This is a genomic window from Gilliamella sp. CG22 (assembly GCF_046635725.1).
GTDB lineage: Bacteria > Pseudomonadota > Gammaproteobacteria > Enterobacterales > Orbaceae > Gilliamella > Gilliamella apicola_I.
In genome coordinates this window covers 19,177-39,389 of record NZ_JBIDFK010000007.1, presented here as the reverse complement: position 1 = coordinate 39,389, position 20,213 = coordinate 19,177, and the positions used below count along the sequence as shown (strand labels likewise).

The window sequence follows — 20,213 nt, the reverse complement described above, 5'->3', positions numbered from 1 at the left end:
TGTTATATCGGCTTTTGGCATAAAAAGTTTAGAAGAAATTTGTGATTGATTGCTGGTTTTAAAAAAATTAAAAAATAAAATATCTTTCTTATTGATTTAATAAACTGAATTATCAAAAGATATTTTAACTATGGGGTTTACTTTTAGTTTGATAACACAACAAAAAATAAAAATTATTAAAGTTTCCTATTTTGCTACCGATAAGTTAATTATCAGCAAATATATTGGACATCTTGCTTCAATATGCCGTTGATTTGACTAATCATATTAAGGAGATAAAAAAATGGCACAAGTAATTAATACTAATACTATGTCTTTAATGGCAAAAAATAACCTGAATAATTCACAAAGCGTTCTAGGTACAGCAATTGAACGTTTATCATCTGGTATGCGTATTAACAGCGCAAAAGATGATGCGGCAGGTCAAGCTATTGCTAACCGTTTTTCATCAAATATTCGTGGTTTAACTCAAGCTGCTCGTAATGCTAATGATGGTATTTCACTTGCACAAACTACTGAAGGTGCATTAAACGAAATCAATAACAACGTACAACGTATTCGTGAGTTAACTGTTCAAGCTGCAAATGGTACTAACTCTCAAAGCGATTTAGTATCAATCCAAAACGAAATCGATCAACGTTTACAAGAGATCGACCGTGTTTCTAAACAAACTGATTTCAATGGTTCAAAAGTATTATCAGAAGATAAAACCCTTAAAATTCAAGTAGGTGCAAACGATGGTGAAACCATTGAAATCAATTTGAAAAAAATCGACAGTACTGAGCTTGGTTTAGCGGGTTTCAATGTTTCTGATAAACCAACTGCCGATCCATTAAAAACCCTTGATGCAGCGCTATCTAACATTGATGCATTACGAGGTCAATTAGGTGCGGTGCAAAACCGTTTTGAATCAACTGTGACTAACATCAACAACACAGTAAACAATTTAAGTTCTGCACGTAGCCGAATTGAAGATGCGGATTATGCAACTGAAGTTTCAAACATGACTCGTGGTCAAATCTTACAACAAGCAGGTACTTCAGTTTTAGCACAAGCAAATCAGGTGCCACAATCTGTACTTTCTTTATTACAGTAAGAGTTAAATCTATCTGATATTCTACTCAATTGAATTGTACAACATAGTAATAACGGTATTTTTGATATCGTTATTACTAATAATCATAATTACCTCTTTTTTATATCTTTATTCATCAAATTAAATCCATTTGTTAAGGACATAATAGTATTAAGCATATTTTTAACCTTGGCTCCTAAAAATGGATGATAGCTTATATAACTCGCAAGGCATAATTAATCAAGTCGACTGGCAACAGTATATCCATTTAGTTCGTAATGAAGCATTAAAATTAGCCGTTCGTCTGCCTACCACAATTGAACTCGATGATTTACTGCAAGTTGGTTACATCGGCCTGTTAGATACGATAAAGCGTTATGATGTATCTCAAGGCTATACGTTTGCCACTTTTGCAATACCGAGAATAAAAGGGGCAATGTTAGATGAACTCCGTAGTCGGGATTGGCTACCAAGACAAACTCGGAAAAAGATTAAAGATATTACTCAAGCCATTAATCAACTGGAACAGAAACTCGGTACCACGCCCAATGATCACCAAATTGCAGAATATTTGCAATTATCGATTTCTGAATATCGTAAAGCGTTGTTGGATTCAAATTGTAGTCAAATCTGTTCTTATGACGAAATGCAGAAAAAATTAGGGGACAACATCGATGCTATTGTCGATCATGGTGAAGATAGTGATCCTTTTTCGACTATTATCAATGACGAAATTCGTGACCAAATCGCTCGACAAATTGATAAGTTACCCGAAAAAGAAAAGATGATTTTAGCCCTGTATTACCAAGAGGAACTGAATTTAAAAGAGATTGGAAAAGTCATGGATATTAGTGAGTCACGAGTCAGTCAACTACATAGTCAAGCGATAAAAAGAATACAAAGTAAAGTGAAACCATAGAAAAATAAAAATAAACTGCGTAAAACAAAGCGTAATTAAACGAAAATAAATTGAAATGATTTTTTTATTGACCTTTCTCGTTTAAAAATGTAATTTTATGTGTAAAAAAACAGTTAATAATAAATTTTGATTGTTTTTTGTTTTTTTACTGCGAAATAAAATAAATAGGATTGGTGATTAAATTGGGTAATATACTAGAAGACGATATTCTTAAATGTATACATCATTTAAATCTTTCAACATTATTGTTATGCCAACGAATGCTTGAAAAAGACAAAGCGATGGCGATGTTTAGATTAGGTATTGATGAAGAAACTGCTGACGCAATAAGTAATTTAACTACATCACAAATGTTAGTGTTATCTGAAACAAATCAATTAACATTTCAATTACGATTTGAAAATTCAGAAATGATTAAAAAACTAACTGAAGATTCTCGGATTAGCGATATTAAACAGATGCATACAGGGATTCTTTTATCTAGTTTACTGTTAGATTCAATCAATAAGTAGGTAGGTAATTAAGATGAGATGTACAAGTATCGTTCAATCATATAAAGAAGTCCAACTCGCTATTCGTTTAATTTCACTCGGCGCCAGAATTCAAATGCTTGAAAGTGAAACAAATCTTAGTCGTGGTAAGTTGATAAAACTGTATAAAGAAATTCAAGGTTGCCCGCCACCGAAAGGATTGTTACCGTTTTCAACAACATGGTTTATGACATGGGAACCGAATATCCACTCAAGTATTTTTTATAATGCTTATCATTTTTTAGTGAAACATGGCACCAAACCCGGAATACAATCGATTTTAAAAGCTTATCAGCTTTATCTTGAACAATGTCCGGCTTACAACGAAGAACCAGTATTAGGATTAACTCGAGCTTGGATATTAGTTAAATTTGTTGAAAGTAAAGTGATGCAACAATCATGCTGTAAAGAGTGTAAGGGGCGTTTTATCACGCATGCATACCAACCACACAACAGTTTTGTTTGTAGCTTATGTCAACCACCATCACGGGCAGAAAAAAATCATAAGACACATCAAGAAAATCAGGCTAAATGTTTGCAAGTGCTATCTGTCGCTCATGGTTTTAATTCAGAGGTTGCAAAGCAGTTAGCAAGTTAAATAAATATTAGGAATATCAGTCCTATTTACTGTTATTTTATGGAGAAAGAAGAAAGCCAATGCTAATCATTATAGGATATATTGTTGTTATTGCCTCTGCTTTATTAGGTTATGTACTTAGTGGTGGTTATTTAGCAGTACTTTTTCAGCCATTAGAATTTTTGATTATTGGTGGTACGGCTATCGGCGCTTTTATTGTCAGTAATGAAAAAAAAGTGATCAAAAAAACGCTCAAAGCATTAGGGCAGTTATTTAAATCATCCAAATACAATAAAGCATTATATTTAACGCTAATTAATTTAATGTACACCATTTTAACTAAAATCCGTCAAAGTGGCGCACTATCGATAGAAGGAGATATTGATAATCCACATGAAAGTGAATTGTTTAAGCAATATCCGCTTATTTTAGCCAATCCTCGAATTTTAGATTTTATCACTGATTACTTGCGTCTAATGATTAGTGGCAATATGGATGTTTATGAAATCGAAGCCCTAATGAGTGAAGAAATTGAAACTTATGAACATGAACTCGAAAAACCGGTTAGTGCGATTTCAAGTATTGGTGATGGCTTACCAGCTTTCGGTATTGTTGCTGCCGTTATGGGGGTCATTAACACTCTAGCTCAAGCCGATAGACCAGCAAGTGAACTGGGTGAACTGATAGCACATGCGATGGTAGGAACGTTTTTAGGTATTTTATTGGCTTATGGTTTTGTTTCGCCTTTAGCTGCATTGTTAAAGCAACGAAATTCAGACACGGTCAAAACTCTTGAATGTACCAAAGTGATATTGATCGCCAGTATGCATGATTATGCGCCACAAATTTGCATTGAATTTGGTCGCAAAATGATATTTTCTGATGAACGACCATCTTTCTTTGAATTGGAAAAATATATTCAAGACGTGAAAGATAAAAATGCCAACTCAACCGAAAATAATTAACAATGAAAGATAACTCAATAAGAATTATTACTCGCAAAAAGTCAGGGCATGGAGAAGGGCATCATGGTGGTTCGTGGAAAATCGCTTATGCTGACTTTATGACCGCCATGATGGCGCTGTTTTTAGTTATGTGGTTAATCGCAAAATCAACGCCGCAGGAACTACAAGGAATTGCTGAATATTTTAGAACACCGTTACTTATGGGGCAAAATGGCGGTCAAAATATCAGTGATAGTGAAAGCCCGATTCCTGGCGGTGGTGATGATGTCACTCAGCAACTGGGTGAAGAAAAAAACGATATTGCCAATCAACAACAACAAAGCGAATTTGAAAAAAAACAACTCGAAAAGATCCAGCTGATTGAAACAGCACGTAAAATTTTTGAAATGTTTGAACTCGATCCTCGTCTAAAAAAATTAGCGCCTAATTTAATTATTGAACTCACTGAAATGGGGTTACGTATTCAAATTCTGGCATCAGATGATAAACCGATGTTCAATGTAGGCAGTGCGGTTATACATCCTGATATGCAAAGCATTTTGCATGCCTTAGCACCTATTTTAAATTCATTACCTAATAAAATAACCTTATCGGGTCATACCGATGAACGTCAATATGTCACTGGTGATAGAGGTTATAGTAATTGGGAGTTATCAGCTGACCGAGCCAATTCATCAAGACGAGAACTTATTGCAGGTGGATTGGATAAAAATAAAATTATTCGTATTGTTGCGCTTGCTGATACCGTGGGATTAAACAATCCACATTATAGTAAAGATGCCAATCGACGAATCAGTATTTTAATTTTAAATAAATCGGCACAACAATATATTGAGGATGAAAACAATATGACTGGCATTGATTTTTTAAAACAGGCTAAGCCAGTTAAACAAAATTAATCCTATCGTTATATTATGACAGGCATGAATCAAAAAAAATCTACTGAATTGAAAATAAAAAAATAAAAATTCAAAAAAAATAGCAAAAATGATTAAAGCTTTAATGAATTGTGCCGATATAAAAATTAAGTTTACAAATAATCATGATGTTATTAACTAAGTTATATTAAGGAGTTTTTTAATGGCAAATTCATTGATGAATACCGGAATTAGTGGATTAAATGCAGCGCAAAATATGCTTAATGTAATTAGCAATAATATCAGTAATGCCCACACCGCAGGCTATAATCGCCAACAACAGATATTAACGCAGGCAAATGGTACTCATCATCATTTTGGTTTTGTCGGTAATGGGGTTTCAGTGACAGCGGTAAATCGTGCATTTAATCAATTTGTTGTTGGGCAATTGCGACAATCGCAATCACAAAATGGATCGATTAAATCATATTATAATGAATTATCAAAAGTTGATAATCTTTTAGCTGAAAATGAAAACAGCATTTCATCGCAAATTAATAATCTTTTTTCTAGCTTAAATAAGCTTACGTCAAATGCGGGTGATGCCTCGACAAAACAATCGGTTATCAGTAATTTGACGTCGTTGGTTGGACAATTTAATAAAACCGAAAATAATCTTAAAAATCAAATTGCCAATATCAATACTGAATTAACGAATAATGTCGATCAGGTTAATACTTATTTAGAGCAAATTGCCGAATTAAATCAAAAAATTTCAAAATTACAAGCCGTTAGTGGTGGTAATGAACCTAATGCCTTGCTTGATCAGCGTGATCAGCTGGTCAATGAATTGAGCGAAATTATAGGAATTACCGTGACGGAGCAAAATGGACAATATAATCTGTCGTTAGCTAACGGTTTAAGTTTAGTGCAGGGATCGTCGGTGAACTTACTATCTGTTCAACCGTCACAACAAGATCCTGCAATAAATACAATTGTTTACACGCATAATTCTGATGCGACTCAAGAACTGACAAGTCAAAATATCGCATCAGGCCGATTAAATGGATTATTAACTTTTCGTGATGGACCACTTTCTCAAGCTCGCAACCAATTGGGCTTAATTGCACTTAATTTAGCTGAGCGTTTCAATGAAGTACATATGTCTGGCGTTGATATCAATGGTCATGCCGGTGAAAAAATGTTTGATTACCGTCAACCAAGTAGTATCACCAATGCTAAAAATCAAGGTAATGCTAACGCTAAAATCAATTTTGATTCAGTCACCGAAGTTAAAGCCTCGGATTATAAAATTGAATTTAATGGTACTGATTGGGTTGTGACAAGACTGTCTGATCATCAAACTATTACCCCTCAAATTGAAGATGGCAAACTAATGTTTGATGGTTTATCAATTGAAATAACGGGTAATGCGGTGAAAGGGGACTCGTTTTTAATTAAACCTGTTGCTGATATTGCATCGTCATTAGCGTTGTTAGTGACAGATGTGAACAAATTGGCAACCGGAATTAATGATGAAGAAAACGGTGCGGGTGATAACCGCAATGTGAGCAAATTATTAGACATACAAAATGAAAAATTAATTAACGGTACAACGACCTTAAACAGCGCTTATACCACGTTAGTTAACTATATTGGTAGTGAAACTCAAACCGCTAAAATTTCGGCACAATCAAGCCAAAATATAACGCAGCAGATTGACGAACAAAATCAATCAATATCGGGCGTAAATATTGAAGAAGAGTATATCTCTATGCAAGTTTATATGCAGTATTATCAAGCAAATGCCAAAGTTATTGATGCTGCAACAACGCTATTTGACACTATTTTAGGTTTAGCGAAGTGATAAAAGGATAAAAAATGCGTGTAAGTACCAATTCAATGTATCAAAAAAATTTAAATAGTATTTTAAATACCAACAATAAATGGCAAAAATCGGGATTACATTTAGCAACGGGTAAAAAGATTTTATCGCCTTCTGATGATCCTATGGGCGCATCACAATCATTAATATTAAAACAAGCGCAATCTCGAAACGACCAATTTCAAGCCGCGCGTGAAAGTACCGATAAGTCACTTAGTCGTCAAGATACTATCTTAAAAGAGGTCAATACTGTCATACAAAGTATTCAAGAAACATTGGTTTATGCCGGTAATGAAACGTTAAATGATGAAAATCGACGTGATTTGGCAAATAAATTACAAGGTTTGAAAGATCAGCTTGTCGCTTTAGCCAATTCAAAAGATACTAACGGCAATTATCTGTTTGCCGGTAATAAAAATGATACGCCCCCTTTTGTGGTTAGTGAATCTGGCGAAGTGAGTTATGTCGGTGGTACCACCACAATTAATATTTTTATTGATGATTCACGCGAAGTCCCACTCAGTTTTACCGGTCTTGAAGCCTTTATGACAGGCTCTACCGTTAAGTTGCCAGACGGTTCGCCAGCAGAAAGTAATCTATTTGCGAGTATCGATTATGCGCTTGACGCGTTAAAGCTCGATTTAGATGACAATAATGAAGATACCATTAAGCAATATCGTGAAGGCTTATCTAAAGCAAGTTGTGGTGTTGATAACTCATTTGATAATGTTTCGACCCTTAGAGCAAAAGGCGGAACAGTATTACAAGAAGTCGAAAGATTAACAACACTAGGTAAAACGCTAGATATTGAGTTTGAAACGCAAATTAGCCAACTTGAAGATGTAGATTGGTACGATGCCATTTCAGAATACGTTATGCTTCAAGCTAATTTACAAGCAGCACAGTATACTTTTATGAGCATGCAAAGCATGTCACTGTTTCAAATGAAATAGTCGAGTGAAAACAGATAATAGTATTCATTTCTACTCATTATAACTAGAATATATATCCAACACGTTTAGGAGGCTTAAGCCTCCTTTTTTATGTCTATTTTTTAATGAGCCAAAGCCAAAAATCAGACATTAGAATTGAAGTGTTTTACTGGCAAAAACAGAATTAATTAAACGCTATTTTTCTGAAACCTGAAACGGTCGTTATCGGATTTTGTTGAGCAATTTGTTCTATACGCGCAATAATTTGTATGAGTTTGTCACTGTAGTTGGGATCGGTTGCGTATTTGGCTGCTTGTAATGCTTTGGCGGCGGTTCTTGCATCAGGTGCTTTGACCACCGCTTGGTAGCGAGGGCTTTGGGTTAATAGATTAATGTAGTCGGTTAATGCATGTTGTTTACTGGTATAGACTTTAAAATTATCTTGGATTTTTATCATTTGGTTATTGATAAATTCTTGTGTTGTTAAGCGGGCCGCATTACCTTGCCATGTTGGCGTGGCTTTGATGCCAAAGTAATTATGGCTTGATTGGTTATCTGCGGTTTTAATCAGTTTTTGTCCCCAACCTGTTTCTAGTGCAGCTTGCGCTATGATAACTTCGTAAGGTATACCTGAACTTTTAGAAGCTTGTTGAGCAGGAATAAGCCATTCTTTGATAAATGCGGTTACATGATCTTGATTTGCTTTATCGGTAGGTTTTAACGATGTGATTTCAGATGCATTTATTTTTGAAGCATTATCGATTTTATGGCTATGATAAAGCATTTGTCCTAATGCTTCAGGCGTAACAGTCGCTGATGCGTTGCTAAATAAAGATTGTGCAAGTTTAAGGTTAGGTTGTTGCGACGATTTTTGGGGTTGAATAGGAATAGTGCCCGATGACGATACATTGGGTGACAAAGGTTTGCCATGCGTGAGTTGCTTGGTAATGATATTAGCAAGCCCCAACCCTTTACCTGCTGCTTGCTGAGCAATTTGCTGATCAAACATCGAGGTAAAGAGTTGTGTTGCAGGTTGATTGAATAATCCACTGTCCGGCACTGCTTTACGCATTGATTGCATCATCATATTAATAAATAGCGTTTCAAATTGTTCAGCAACTTGTTTAATGCTTTGGTTAGTTCCTTTTGCCACATTGCGCTTTAATTGATTTAGTCCATTTACATCATAGGCAAAACGGTGAACAGATTGATTAATCAGATTATTCATATTCTATTTTTTATATCTAAATGGTTTCTAACGAAGCATGTAAGCAATCGGCTTTTTTAAGTGCTTCAAGGATTGACATTAATTCGGTCGGATTGGCACCCAGTAAGTTGAGCGATTTAATTACACTATTTAAATTCACCCCTGCAGTGACTTTTTGCAATGCACCACCTTGCTCTTCAACTGCAATTTGTGTTTCAGGTGTGACCGCTGTTTCCCCACCCGCTAAAGGTGTATTGGGTTGGTTAACTTTGAGTCTATTATTGACGACAACCGATAAGTTACCATGCGCGACAGCGCAGTTATCCAACTGGACTTTTTGATTCATGACCACAACCCCAGTACGAGTATTAATGACGACTTTGGCTGAGATCGGCGTTGCACCAATTTCAAGATTTTGTATTCGTGATAATAATTTAACCCGTTCTTGGCTGGTAACAGGCATTTTGACTGTCACCGTCGTACCGTCCAGTGCCACCGCGGTGTTTTTTTGTAATTTATTAATTGCTTCGGAGATTTTTAAGGCACGAGTAAAATCGAATTGATTCAGATGTAGGTGAATAATGTCTTGTTCATCTAATCGCATGTCTAATTCACGTTCTATCGTTGCACCATTCGGGATTGTCGCGCCAGCTAATTGATTGACACTTACACTACTTCCGCCACTACTTGCGCCCATTCCGCCCAGAAAAAGATTACCTTGAGCAATCGCATATACTTGGTTATCTGCGCCTTTTAACGGCGTCATAATTAATGTGCCCCCTCGTAAACTTTTGGCATTACCCAGTGAGGATACCACGACATCTATTTGTTGTCCTACTCGTGCATAAGCGGGTAATTTTGCTGTGACCATAACGGCGGCAACATTTTTAAGTTGCATATTGCTACCTGTTGGAACAGTAATGCCTAATTGAGATAACATATTGGTGATACTTTGAATCGTAAACGGTGTTTGCGAGGTTTGGTCGCCTGTTCCATCAAGTCCCACCACAATGCCATAACCTACTAACGCATTATCACGTACCCCTTGTATGGTGACTAGATCACGGATGCGCTCAGCGTAACTATAAGGTATCGTTAAAATCATCATTAAGATAAAACAGATAAGAGTAGGTAATTTTTTTATCATGCTAAGACTCGTTAAAACGGTGAAAGATTGAGAAATAAACGCTGTAGCCAACCCATAGTTTGTGCTTCATCGATGTAACCATTTCCGACATATTCAATACGGGCATCGGCTACTTGTGTTGAGATAACGGTATTATTGCCGCTAATTGTTCGAGGGTTAACTACACCTGAAAATCGTATAAATTCCGTTCCTTGATTTATCGCAATTTGTTTTTCACCAATGACTTTTAAATTGCCGTTTATCATGACATCTTGTACGGTGACAGTAATAGTACCGCTAAAGGTATTTTTAGCGTTTGCTCCTCCAGATCCTTTAAAATCATTACCGCCAGACATGTCTGTTTCGACTTTTCCACGTCCAACCAGTCCATCTAAAAAAGTGGGCACAGCTTTTAGCCCTAAATTCAGTGAACTGTTACGTCCGGCATTGATTGATGAGCTTTTGCTGGCACTGACGTTTTCTTGTAATACTATGGTTAACACATCACCAATATTGCGTGGTCGGCGATCTTCAAACATGGGTTGGTAACCAAAATTACTTGGTTGTGCTGCTTGATAGATAGAGCCGCTGGTGTTAACAATTTCTGGCATTTGCGGAACAATGCTTGTTTCACCTTTGACTAATGGCTTTTTCGGTAACTGTGCGCAATTCACTAAGCACAGCGCAGCGATCACGATATACAGGGATTTCATCACGTTTATCATGGTATTAATTTATAACTGATTTAATCGTTGTAGCATCTGATCGGATGCCGAAATCGCTTTACTGTTAATTTCATAAGCACGTTGTACTTGAATCATATTTACCAGCTCTTCGGCAACATTGACATTCGATGTTTCGGTATAACCTTGGTATAGCAATCCTGCACCATTTAGGCCGGGGGTGTTTTCAGTCGGCGCACCAGAACTTTCGGTTTCTAAGTAAAGATTTTCCCCCATGCTTTCAAGTCCTGCATCATTAATAAAGGTGTGTAATGTCAGTTGACCTACTTGTACTTGCGAGGATTGATTGGCAAGGGTGACATTGACAATACCATCACGCGCGACCGTCATTTTAATCGCATTTGCGGGAATATTAATGGTTGGTTGAATTTCATAACCGTTGGCGGTGACGAGTTGTCCATTTTGGTTAACTTGAAATGCGCCACTACGGGTATAAGCTTGGGTTCCGTCGGGTAATAGCACTTGGAAAAAGCCTTGTCCATTAATAGCAATATCACTACTGTTGTCGGTTAATTCTAAATTACCTTGGCTGTGAATTCGTTCGGTGGCAACCGGTCTTACCCCTGTGCCAATTTGTAAGCCTGACGGTAAGGTAGTTTGTTCTGAAGATTGTGCGCCCGGTTGGCGAACAGTTTGATATAGCAGATCTTCAAATACTGCTCTTTGCCGTTTAAAACCACTGGTACTGACATTGGCTAGATTGTTGGAAATAATATCCATATTCATTTGTTGTGCGGTTAAACCGGTTTTGGCAATCCAGAGTGATTTAATCATTGGTGATACTCCTAATTAAGTCAGTGATAATATTTGATTCGCTTTTTGAGCATTTTCGTCAGCGGTTGTGATCCCTTTCATTTGCATTTCAAAATGGCGAGAATGGCTGATTAAATCAACCATTGAGACAACGGGATTAACATTACTGCCTTCCAATACGCCCGACATCAATTTGGCATTGGGATTATCGGGTAATACGGCGCCACGGGCATTACGTGTTTGTTCAGTCAATTGAAACAAGCCATTATCACCGCGAGTTATTTCGTTGGGTTTAAGTTGGACTTTTTTAATTTTACCCACTTGGGCTATGGTGGTCGGTTTATCGCCTGCGCCTAAAGCTGATAAAGTCCCGTCTGAACTGATACTGACTTTTGATTGTTGCGGAACAGTTAGTACACCGCCATCACCCATTAAAGGGTATCCTTGAACACGCAATGTACCTTCTTCATCAATTTGGATCGCACCATTACGGGTATAAGCCTCACTACCATCGGCAAGTTGTACCGCTAACCAGTTATCTTCGGCTAAAGCAACATCTAATTCTCGACCAGTATAATTAAATGCCCCCATACTGGCATCAAATGTGGGGGTGGTTGCCGTGACCATTGTTCGGGTTGGCATAGTGCTGCCAACAATAGGTATCGCTTTCATTGCGGCTAATTGGGCACGAAAGCCTGATGTTGAAACATTGGCTAGGTTATTACTGGTTATTGCTTGCCGATGAAGAGTCTGACTTGCTGCCGACATGGCTGTATAAATAACGCGATCCATAATTTATTCCTTAATTAACGCAAGTTAACCAATGTGTTAAGTATCTGATCCTGCGTTTTTATGGTTTGTGAATTAGATTGATAATTGCGCTGGGCAACAATCATGTTGACTAATTCTTGACTCATATCCACATTGGATGATTCCACTGCACCGCTGGTCAATGCGCCCATCGTGCCTGAGTTTGCGATACCTAATACTTCAGCGCCGGATTGAAGTGTTGAACGCCAATTGTTATTGCCTGCTGACTCTAGTCCGTTAACATTGGCAAAATCCGCCATCGCAATTTGACCTAACAACATGGTTTGTTGGTTAGAATAGATACCGTAAATCGATCCATCATTATTGATGTTGTACCCGACTAAGTCACCCGGTGCATAACCATCAACGACAGGGGTTTTGATACTGCCCACTTCTTTGCCCATATTTTGTTGAGAACTATTAGCCAGTGATAGTGTAAAGGTGTTGTCAGCCGAGCCATTAATACCGTTAATATTTATGGTCATTTCTGGATCACTGATTAATTTACCGGATGAATCAAATTCCATTTGCCCCATTTTTTGTAATGTTGCATTCGGGTCGCTGCTGTCGAGATAATGCACATCCCATTGATTATCGGCCGTTTTGACATAAAACAGTTGTACATTACGTTGATTACCGAGCGAATCGTAAGTTGTCAGCGTTGTTGAGTAGTTGAACGTATCGGCATCAAGTGCATTAATAGGCTGTTTTTCAGGTACCGTACTATTTGAGTTTAAGTTAGTTTGTAATGATGCTTTTGTTGTAGCAGCAGCATTTAACATTTCTTGCGAAATTTTAAGAGGTCCCGGTGCTGCACCTTGTGCAATTTGTGGCGGTGTGCCGGTGGCTAAGTAGCCAGTGAGTTGCAAACCATCCGCCGAAATGATGTTGCGCTCGGCATCTAATTGAAATTGACCATTACGGCTATAATAAATTTGTCCACTACTATCCACTAAGCGAAAAAAACCATTGCCAGAAATAGCAACATCTAAACTATTGTTAGTGGCGGTTGTTGTTCCGTCACCAAAATTTTGCATGACGGCTGCAACTTTCACACCCATACCAACTTTTGATCCGGCATACATGTCGGCAAATGAGATACTCGCACTTTTAAAGCCAACGGTTGCAGAATTGGCAATATTATTACCAATGACGTCTAATTGTTTTGATGCAGCATTCATGCCGCTAATTGCTTGAGAAAATCCCATTTGAATTTCATCTCCCTTAAAGAATTTGACGTACTTCGTCAATACTAATTGAACCAAGTATTCCTAAATCGAGTAATACTTTATTATTAACTTTACTGTTTATCACACCATAGACAACCGAATAGCCAAGTGACGTTGAGGATACTTTTTGCCCATCGTAACTGGCATTGACCGAAAAGGTATAACTGCCATCAGGTGCGGTGGTGCCATCGTTTAGCTGACCGTCCCAAGTGAAGGAGCTAACCCCAGCAGGAATCGAACCTAAATCGACTTCACGTACGACATTACCATTTTCATCTAAAATCGTAATGATGACTGAATCAGCATCACGCATTAGCTCAAAACCAAATGGTGTGGTAATGGTTTCGGTTTCGTTATCAGTACCTTCAAGCTCAGAAGTCGCCACTAAAATTTTATTGCCAGGTACCATTACCCCTTTACCAATCATGTTGCTGGCATTGACCGATAAGCTATCGTCAATTTGCCCAGACACCATGCCTAGCGTGGTATTTAATCTTTCAATCCCCGCTAATGTGTTAATTTGAGCAAGTTGCGAGGTTAATTGGCTATTATCCATTGGATTGGTTGGATCTTGATTCTTCATCTGAGCAATCAGTAACGTTAAAAAGTTATCTTGTAATTCTTTACTCGAATTGCCATCAGTTGTACTTTTTTGTTTGGTTTGAACACCGTTTACGCCTACCGATTCGGATACAGACACATTTGTTACACCCATCTATCACTCCTTGCTATTGACCTAATGTCAATGTTTTTAACATTAGGCTTTTGGCGGTATTAATGACTTCGACATTGGCTTGATAGCTGCGTGATGCTGATATGGTGTTGACCATTTCGGCAACAACATCGACATTGGGTTTTTGGATGTAACCTTTATCATCTGCTAATGGATGATGTGGCTCATAAACTAAGTTCATGGGTGACGGGTCTTCAATCACTTGGGCGACTTTTACGCCAGCAATACTATTTTGCTCCCCGTTATTATCCACCTGAAAAATAACTTGTTTTGCTTGGTATGCTTTTCCTGATGTGCTGGTGATGCTGTCAGCATTCGCTAAATTACTGGCGCTGACATTCATTCGCTGAGTTTGTGCCATTAAGGCCGAGCCAGAAATTGCAAAAATTGAAAAACTCATATTGATTATCCTTGCTGTAATACAGACATTACATTTTTAAATTGTTCACCTAAAAAAGTTAAATTGCTTTGATAGTGGATACTGTTATCCATAAATGCTGTGCGTTCTTGATCCATTTCGACCGTATTACCGTCCGCTGATGCTTGATAAGGAATACGATAAAGCATATTTACATTTGTCATAGCAGGTGCATTGATCTGTATATGTTGATTCGACGTTACGTTAAGTTGTAGGTGATGGCGACTATTCTGATGAGTTAGTGCTTTTTTCAATTCGGCATTAAAATCAATATCACGCGCTTGATAATTCGGTGTATCACTATTAGCAATATTTGATGCTAAGATAGTTTGTCTTTTTTCACGTACATTTAATGCTTGTTGATGAAAATTAATAAAGGTGTCTAATTTATTCAGCATAAAATCGTCTCACTTTGTTTGATATTTAAAATTTTATGTGAATCAAAAAAAACTCATCGTATAAATAACAACAAAAATTGTCCTTATTTCAACATTCAATAAAATTGTTCATACAGTAAAATCGGCTTACAAATAATTTTAAAACAAGCAAATATGATTAAGGTTATTAGATTAATACAGCTTATTTCACTGTTATTGGTGACCAATATGGCGATGGCTGATTCATTTGAAAGAGCGGTGAATGATTTAGTTTCAAAACATATAACGGTTCCTGTCGATAATATTTCGATATCTTATATATCGCCTAAACCGCAGTTAATGTGTGATGAGCCCAAAATTACGCTACTGAATAATAAAAAACAGTGGGGTACAATGACCATTGGCGTTAAATGCGGTAATAAAACCCAGTATTTGCAAATAAAAGTCAGTGCTGAGGGACGTTATTTTGTCGCTGATAAACCTATAAGTGCAGGAACGATCATTACTGATGCACTGATACGGTCAAAATTGGGACGACTTGATCTTCTAGCCAATTCGGTAATTTTAAATAAACAGCACATTATTAATCATATTGCATTACGTAACATTGAGCTTGATGAGCCAATTCGAACTTCAATGTTGCAACAAAATTGGCACATTAAGGCTGGTCAAATGGTGAAAGTCTTGATTAATGGAGAGGGGTATGTGATTGCAACAAAAGGTAAATCTCTTAATAACGGCGCCTTAGATGATCATATTAGTGTAAAGCTTAATTCTGGCAATATTGTTGAAGGTATTGTTACGCAAGAAGGTGTGACAATTTTCGATAAATAAAATTAATGATTTTTTTATTTTTGCCGATAATTAGACTAAACAAATCATTAAATTTTTGATCAAAGGTATTTTATGAGTATAGAAGCGACTAAATCGGTAACGACAATAGCAGGATTACTTAATCGTGATGTTATCAATGAGCAACAAAAAAGCCCACGATCATCTCAGCAGACAGAAAATAGCCTGACCAGCAGTGCTAATGTGACATTAAGTCAAAATACCTTATCGCTTTTACAGTCTACGCATAATGACATTGACATGGAAAAAGTTGATAACATAAAACAGGCTATTACTGAAGGTAAATTAGTGATAAACACCACAAAAATAGCTGATGAACTTATCAAACAGATGATTGAAAATATTGAATAGTTAGTAAAGTTTGAAAGGAAATAAAAATGTTAGAATTAAATGACATCTTAAATAAAATAACCGTCATGTTACAAACACTTTCAGACATTTTGCAGACCGAGCAACAAGTGCTTATTGAAAACAGTTCTATCAATCAACTCAATGAAATCATCAATAAAAAGAGTCAATTACTTATTGAATTAAAATTATTAGATGAAAAACGAATAAATATTAGTAAACAACTCAATCTATCTTCCCCTTATAGTGAAAATCCAGAACTGGCAGAGCAATGGCAATCCATTACAACCACTACGCGGTTATTAGCGAATATCAATCGTGATAATGGTTTGATTATTCAAAATCGTATGCATCGTACTCAGCAAACTATCGATCATTTAAAAAGTATTCATAATCCGGTTGTTTATACCAATAATGGTTATCAACAAACTGAAACAATCTCATCAAAACGAGCAAAAGTTTAATGATAATTGCGGTGTGTTCAGTGTAAACGCGTTAAATACACCTTAATTTGTCGTTTAATCAAGCCAATAACTTTAGTGTGTTCAGTACATACTGTGACTATTTTATTTCTATTTAGACAGTTAGATACTATTAACCCCTATCATGGCTAATGAAAGTGATGTAGATAAAAGCGAACGCCCCACCGATAGCAAACTAAAAAAAGCTAAAGAGAAGGGACAGATACCCCGTTCACGAGAATTGACTTCCGTCATTATTTTGTTGGTGGGCATTATGCTTTTTTGGTTAATGGGTTCTGCATTAGTCCAGAAGTTAATCATCATAATAAAAACTGCGATGCAGGTCTCTTTTCGTGTAAATGATGAATCTCGTATTCTGACCAATTTGATTGAGTTAATGACCGCAGGTTTTTGGGCTATTGTTCCTCTGTTTTTTGCCTTGGCTATCTTTGCTATTGTGGCACCGCTTTGTGTGGGTGGCTTGTTATTTAGTTGGCAATCAATTAAACCCAATTTTAAAAAGTTGAATCCGATTTCTGGTTTTGGGCGGATGTTTAGTCGCCGAATTTTAGCGGAATTATTTAAAAGTATGCTAAAAGTCATATTAATCACGATAGCTGCTTCATTGTTATTATTCGACTTATTTCCAAATCTGCTTTCTCTTCCAAAAATGTATTTAAATAGCGCATTAACAAAAGCAATAGATCTTATTTTGATTTGTGGATTATTCATGGTGTTGTCACTTATTCCGATGGTCGGTTTTGATATCTTTTATCAGATTTGGAGTAATTTAAAAAAATTGATGATGTCAAAACAGGAAATTAAAGATGAGTTTAAAGAGCAAGAGGGGAATCCTCAAATAAAAGGCCGTATTCGGCAGATGCAGCAAGCCATGGCAAGGCGTCGCATGATGAAAGATATCGCTAAAGCAAATGTCATTGTAACCAACCCGACTCATTATGCGGTTGCTTTACATTATGATGAAAAAACCATGATAGCCCCTAAAGTATTGGCAAAAGGAACCGATCAAATCGCTTTACGAATCAGGGAGATAGGCAATCAACATCATATTCCACAATTAGAAGCACCACCACTGGCTAGGGCTTTATATCGTTATGGTGAAATTGGTGAGACCATTCCAACCGAATTATATACAGCTGTTGCGCAAATTCTTGCTTGGGTTTATCAATTAAAACGGTGGCATAAATTTGGCGGTGATAAACCGATTACACCTAACAATTTGCCGGTACCTGAGTCATTAGCAGAAAATCAACCAAGGCGGTAATTAATTACATGATTAAAAATAAAATAGTTTCGTTTTTATCAACCAATGGGCTTAAAAAAGGGCATTATCAAATTTTAGCAGGTCCACTGCTAATTTTATTGATTCTTTCAATGATGGTATTACCGTTACCTGCGTTTATTTTAGACCTGTTTTTTACCTTCAATATTGCGTTATCAATTATTATTTTGATTGTGGCATTGTTTACTAAGCGTGTACTTGATTTTGCTGCTTTCCCAACCGTGTTATTGTTTGCGACTTTATTACGTTTATCATTGAATGTTGCCTCAACGCGGGTTGTTCTGTTAAAAGGTCATACTGGCAGTCATGCCGCAGGTCGGGTGATTGAAGCCTTTGGTCATTTTCTGGTAGGTGGTAATTTTGCGATAGGTATTGTGGTTTTTATCATTTTGGTGATTATTAATTTTATGGTTATTACCAAAGGGGCAGGGCGAATAGCCGAAGTCGGTGCTCGTTTTGCATTAGATGGTATGCCCGGTAAGCAAATGGCAATTGATGCGGATCTAAATGCTGGATTGATTGGTGAAGACGAAGCCAAAGCACGCCGAGCCGAAGTCACCCAAGAAGCCGATTTTTATGGTTCAATGGACGGAGCAAGTAAATTTGTTCGGGGGGATGCGATTGCTGGCTTATTGATAATGGCAATTACCATTATCGGTGGGCTGTTAGTAGGGGTTGTACAACATGGTATGGCACTAGCGGATGCGAGTCAGACGTATGTATTATTAACTATTGGTGATGGTCTGGTTGCTCAAATCCCTTCTTTAATTATTTCAACGGCTGCTGGCGTGATTGTGACAAGAGTGACATCACAAGAAAACATCAGTGAACAGATGCTAAACCAGTTGTTTAAAAATCCACAAGTATTAATCTTGACTGCGGTAGTCATTGGATTATTGGGTTTGATTCCGGGTATGCCAAATCTAGTGTTTTTACTGTTTACTGCGATATTAGTTGTGTTGTCTTGGTGGCTTAATAAGCAGAAGAAATATGATACGACTGCCAGCACTAAGCAAGTTGATACGCAAGCAACGACACCGAGTAATATTGAAGCATCTTGGTCGGACGTCAGTATTGAGGATATTTTAGCAATGGAAGTGGGGTATGGATTAATCCCTATGGTAGATCAGACTCAGAATGGTGAATTATTGGGTCGGATACGCAGTTTACGGAAAAAGTTTGCTCAAACGTTTGGTTTTTTACCGCCTCAAGTTCATATCCGAGATAATTTATCGCTCGCACCTTATCAATATAAATTATTTATTAAAGGTGGGGAAATAGGAAAAGGTGAAATTGTTAATAACAAATGGTTAGCGATTAATCCGGGGAATGTGGCAGAAACCATTGACGGAATACCCACTACCGAGCCTGCGTTTGGTTTGCCTGCGGTATGGATAGACGCAAGTAATAAAGAAAATGCTCAAATCTTAGGTTATACCGTTGTTGATACCAGCACCATGATTGCGACCCATTTTAATCACCTATTACAACAGTTCGCCAGTGATTTATTAGGACGAGTGGAAACACAAGAGTTATTGGATCATGTTAAACAAGATATTCCTAAATTGGTGGAGGACTTTATACCGGGCGTCATTACGTTAACGACATTTCATAAAATACTCCAAAATTTAATCGCCGAAAAAGTGTCAATACGTGATATGCGCACAATTATCGAAACCATAAGCGAACATGCACCGAATCAAAACGATGCTTATCAATTGCTTAGCCTAGTGCGAATAGCATTAGGAAGAGTGATAACACAACAATGGTTTCCGGGGAATGGGGCAATTAATGTCATTGGTTTAAATGTGAATTTGGAGCGGTTGTTGCTACAAGCACTCCAAAATACCAGTAATGTTGAACCGGGACTGGCGGATCATATAATTCAACAAGTGAAGCAAGCTTTAAATCAGCAAGATGCCATTGGTGCACCGCCTGTACTCTTGGTTAACCACACATTAAGACCGATGCTATCACAATTTTTAAGACCCCATTTTCCACAGCTAGTGGTGTTGTCAAACTTAGAAATCACGGATAATCGAGAAATTAAAATGACTTGTCAAATTGGTGCAGAATAGTACCAGAAATTTGATTAATAAAACTCAAATTGAAA

At 37.1% G+C, this 20,213-nt stretch carries 22 protein-coding genes; 13 read left to right on the top strand and 9 right to left on the bottom strand.

From position 1 onward, the window contains the following. Positions 1–283: 283 nt before the first annotated feature. The 8 genes from ACGH46_RS07720 (at position 284) to flgL (ending at position 7,761) form a co-directional block, all read left to right on the top strand. Positions 284–1,096 (top strand): flagellin, encoded by an 813-nt coding sequence (locus tag ACGH46_RS07720; protein WP_267349944.1) that lies wholly within the window; start codon positions 284–286, stop codon positions 1,094–1,096. A 181-nt stretch (positions 1,097–1,277) separates the two neighbouring features. After that, a complete protein-coding gene (locus ACGH46_RS07715) occupies positions 1,278–1,994 on the top strand; it encodes an RNA polymerase sigma factor FliA (RefSeq protein ID WP_267349942.1) in 717 nt (238 codons plus the stop codon). 191 nt (positions 1,995–2,185) lie between these two features. Beyond that, complete coding sequence (gene flhD / locus ACGH46_RS07710) at positions 2,186–2,506, top strand: flagellar transcriptional regulator FlhD (RefSeq protein WP_411590504.1); 321 nt, start codon at positions 2,186–2,188, stop codon at positions 2,504–2,506. Positions 2,507–2,519: 13 nt separating this feature from the next. After that, complete coding sequence (gene flhC / locus ACGH46_RS07705) at positions 2,520–3,122, top strand: flagellar transcriptional regulator FlhC (protein WP_065558124.1); 603 nt, start codon at positions 2,520–2,522, stop codon at positions 3,120–3,122. Between the two features lie 59 nt (positions 3,123–3,181). Continuing rightward, entirely contained in the window at positions 3,182–4,066 is an 885-nt protein-coding gene (gene motA, locus ACGH46_RS07700; RefSeq protein ID WP_065558125.1) for a flagellar motor stator protein MotA, read from the top strand. Between the two features lie 2 nt (positions 4,067–4,068). Continuing rightward, complete coding sequence (motB, locus tag ACGH46_RS07695; protein ID WP_267360993.1) at positions 4,069–4,965, top strand: flagellar motor protein MotB; 897 nt, start codon at positions 4,069–4,071, stop codon at positions 4,963–4,965. 181 nt (positions 4,966–5,146) lie between these two features. Further along, positions 5,147–6,790 (top strand): flagellar hook-associated protein FlgK, encoded by a 1,644-nt coding sequence (gene flgK / locus ACGH46_RS07690; protein WP_411605145.1) that lies wholly within the window; start codon positions 5,147–5,149, stop codon positions 6,788–6,790. A 14-nt stretch (positions 6,791–6,804) separates the two neighbouring features. Further along, positions 6,805–7,761, top strand: coding sequence for a flagellar hook-associated protein FlgL (gene flgL, locus ACGH46_RS07685; RefSeq protein ID WP_267349934.1), 957 nt, complete (start codon positions 6,805–6,807; stop codon positions 7,759–7,761). A gap of 163 nt (positions 7,762–7,924) precedes the next feature. Here flgL and flgJ read toward each other — a convergent pair whose 3' ends face one another. From flgJ to flgB, 9 genes are read right to left on the bottom strand one after another with little or no spacing between them, the layout of a single operon-like run. Then, positions 7,925–8,968 (bottom strand): flagellar assembly peptidoglycan hydrolase FlgJ, encoded by a 1,044-nt coding sequence (gene flgJ, locus ACGH46_RS07680; protein WP_411605143.1) that lies wholly within the window; start codon positions 8,966–8,968, stop codon positions 7,925–7,927. Between the two features lie 16 nt (positions 8,969–8,984). Further along, a complete protein-coding gene (locus tag ACGH46_RS07675) occupies positions 8,985–10,094 on the bottom strand; it encodes a flagellar basal body P-ring protein FlgI (RefSeq protein ID WP_411605141.1) in 1,110 nt (369 codons plus the stop codon). Positions 10,095–10,105: 11 nt separating this feature from the next. Continuing rightward, positions 10,106–10,786 (bottom strand): flagellar basal body L-ring protein FlgH, encoded by a 681-nt coding sequence (locus tag ACGH46_RS07670; RefSeq protein ID WP_255556776.1) that lies wholly within the window; start codon positions 10,784–10,786, stop codon positions 10,106–10,108. A gap of 21 nt (positions 10,787–10,807) precedes the next feature. Beyond that, positions 10,808–11,590, bottom strand: a complete 783-nt coding sequence (gene flgG / locus ACGH46_RS07665; protein ID WP_267361001.1) for a flagellar basal-body rod protein FlgG — start codon at positions 11,588–11,590, stop codon at positions 10,808–10,810. 15 nt (positions 11,591–11,605) lie between these two features. After that, positions 11,606–12,361 carry a flagellar basal body rod protein FlgF gene (locus tag ACGH46_RS07660; RefSeq protein ID WP_411605138.1) on the bottom strand — a complete coding sequence of 252 codons (756 nt, stop codon included), beginning with the start codon at positions 12,359–12,361 and terminating at the stop codon, positions 11,606–11,608. 14 nt (positions 12,362–12,375) lie between these two features. After that, positions 12,376–13,587, bottom strand: coding sequence for a flagellar hook protein FlgE (gene flgE / locus ACGH46_RS07655; RefSeq protein WP_267378592.1), 1,212 nt, complete (start codon positions 13,585–13,587; stop codon positions 12,376–12,378). Positions 13,588–13,603: 16 nt separating this feature from the next. Then, entirely contained in the window at positions 13,604–14,323 is a 720-nt protein-coding gene (locus ACGH46_RS07650) for a flagellar hook assembly protein FlgD (protein ID WP_220216102.1), read from the bottom strand. 13 nt (positions 14,324–14,336) lie between these two features. Then, a complete protein-coding gene (gene flgC / locus ACGH46_RS07645) occupies positions 14,337–14,741 on the bottom strand; it encodes a flagellar basal body rod protein FlgC (RefSeq protein WP_411605136.1) in 405 nt (134 codons plus the stop codon). A 5-nt stretch (positions 14,742–14,746) separates the two neighbouring features. Further along, complete coding sequence (gene flgB / locus ACGH46_RS07640) at positions 14,747–15,157, bottom strand: flagellar basal body rod protein FlgB (protein ID WP_267349920.1); 411 nt, start codon at positions 15,155–15,157, stop codon at positions 14,747–14,749. 153 nt (positions 15,158–15,310) lie between these two features. On the opposite strand from flgB, the gene flgA reads away from it, so the two are divergent. The 5 genes from flgA (at position 15,311) to flhA (ending at position 20,178) form a co-directional block, all read left to right on the top strand. Continuing rightward, entirely contained in the window at positions 15,311–15,970 is a 660-nt protein-coding gene (flgA, locus tag ACGH46_RS07635; protein WP_267349918.1) for a flagellar basal body P-ring formation chaperone FlgA, read from the top strand. Positions 15,971–16,042: 72 nt separating this feature from the next. After that, positions 16,043–16,339: a flagellar biosynthesis anti-sigma factor FlgM gene (flgM, locus tag ACGH46_RS07630; protein ID WP_220216098.1), complete on the top strand. Its 297-nt coding sequence runs from the start codon at positions 16,043–16,045 to the stop codon at positions 16,337–16,339. 26 nt (positions 16,340–16,365) lie between these two features. Then, the gene (locus ACGH46_RS07625) at positions 16,366–16,800 is read left to right on the top strand and encodes a flagella synthesis protein FlgN (RefSeq protein ID WP_294827565.1); all 435 of its coding nucleotides are present in this window, start codon (positions 16,366–16,368) and stop codon (positions 16,798–16,800) included. A gap of 142 nt (positions 16,801–16,942) precedes the next feature. Next, entirely contained in the window at positions 16,943–18,082 is a 1,140-nt protein-coding gene (gene flhB / locus ACGH46_RS07620) for a flagellar biosynthesis protein FlhB (protein WP_411605133.1), read from the top strand. 8 nt (positions 18,083–18,090) lie between these two features. Then, positions 18,091–20,178, top strand: coding sequence for a flagellar biosynthesis protein FlhA (gene flhA, locus ACGH46_RS07615; protein ID WP_411605130.1), 2,088 nt, complete (start codon positions 18,091–18,093; stop codon positions 20,176–20,178). Positions 20,179–20,213 lie beyond the last annotated feature (35 nt).

What these genes read in the sequence shown, in the direction of transcription:
- ACGH46_RS07720 (WP_267349944.1), top strand. Translation starts at nt 284, where the DNA reads ATGGCACAAGTAATTAATACTAATACTATGTCTTTAATGGCAAAAAAT.
- ACGH46_RS07715 (WP_267349942.1), top strand. Translation starts at nt 1,278, where the DNA reads ATGGATGATAGCTTATATAACTCGCAAGGCATAATTAATCAAGTCGAC.
- flhC (WP_065558124.1), top strand. Translation starts at nt 2,520, where the DNA reads ATGAGATGTACAAGTATCGTTCAATCATATAAAGAAGTCCAACTCGCT.
- motA (WP_065558125.1), top strand. Translation starts at nt 3,182, where the DNA reads ATGCTAATCATTATAGGATATATTGTTGTTATTGCCTCTGCTTTATTA.
- motB (WP_267360993.1), top strand. Translation starts at nt 4,069, where the DNA reads ATGAAAGATAACTCAATAAGAATTATTACTCGCAAAAAGTCAGGGCAT.
- flgK (WP_411605145.1), top strand. Translation starts at nt 5,147, where the DNA reads ATGGCAAATTCATTGATGAATACCGGAATTAGTGGATTAAATGCAGCG.
- flgL (WP_267349934.1), top strand. Translation starts at nt 6,805, where the DNA reads ATGCGTGTAAGTACCAATTCAATGTATCAAAAAAATTTAAATAGTATT.
- flgJ (WP_411605143.1), bottom strand. Translation starts at nt 8,968, where the DNA reads ATGAATAATCTGATTAATCAATCTGTTCACCGTTTTGCCTATGATGTA.
- ACGH46_RS07675 (WP_411605141.1), bottom strand. Translation starts at nt 10,094, where the DNA reads ATGATAAAAAAATTACCTACTCTTATCTGTTTTATCTTAATGATGATT.
- ACGH46_RS07670 (WP_255556776.1), bottom strand. Translation starts at nt 10,786, where the DNA reads ATGAAATCCCTGTATATCGTGATCGCTGCGCTGTGCTTAGTGAATTGC.
- flgG (WP_267361001.1), bottom strand. Translation starts at nt 11,590, where the DNA reads ATGATTAAATCACTCTGGATTGCCAAAACCGGTTTAACCGCACAACAA.
- ACGH46_RS07660 (WP_411605138.1), bottom strand. Translation starts at nt 12,361, where the DNA reads ATGGATCGCGTTATTTATACAGCCATGTCGGCAGCAAGTCAGACTCTT.
- flgE (WP_267378592.1), bottom strand. Translation starts at nt 13,587, where the DNA reads ATGGGATTTTCTCAAGCAATTAGCGGCATGAATGCTGCATCAAAACAA.
- ACGH46_RS07650 (WP_220216102.1), bottom strand. Translation starts at nt 14,323, where the DNA reads ATGGGTGTAACAAATGTGTCTGTATCCGAATCGGTAGGCGTAAACGGT.
- flgC (WP_411605136.1), bottom strand. Translation starts at nt 14,741, where the DNA reads ATGAGTTTTTCAATTTTTGCAATTTCTGGCTCGGCCTTAATGGCACAA.
- flgB (WP_267349920.1), bottom strand. Translation starts at nt 15,157, where the DNA reads ATGCTGAATAAATTAGACACCTTTATTAATTTTCATCAACAAGCATTA.
- flgA (WP_267349918.1), top strand. Translation starts at nt 15,311, where the DNA reads ATGATTAAGGTTATTAGATTAATACAGCTTATTTCACTGTTATTGGTG.
- flgM (WP_220216098.1), top strand. Translation starts at nt 16,043, where the DNA reads ATGAGTATAGAAGCGACTAAATCGGTAACGACAATAGCAGGATTACTT.
- ACGH46_RS07625 (WP_294827565.1), top strand. Translation starts at nt 16,366, where the DNA reads ATGTTAGAATTAAATGACATCTTAAATAAAATAACCGTCATGTTACAA.
- flhB (WP_411605133.1), top strand. Translation starts at nt 16,943, where the DNA reads ATGGCTAATGAAAGTGATGTAGATAAAAGCGAACGCCCCACCGATAGC.
- flhA (WP_411605130.1), top strand. Translation starts at nt 18,091, where the DNA reads ATGATTAAAAATAAAATAGTTTCGTTTTTATCAACCAATGGGCTTAAA.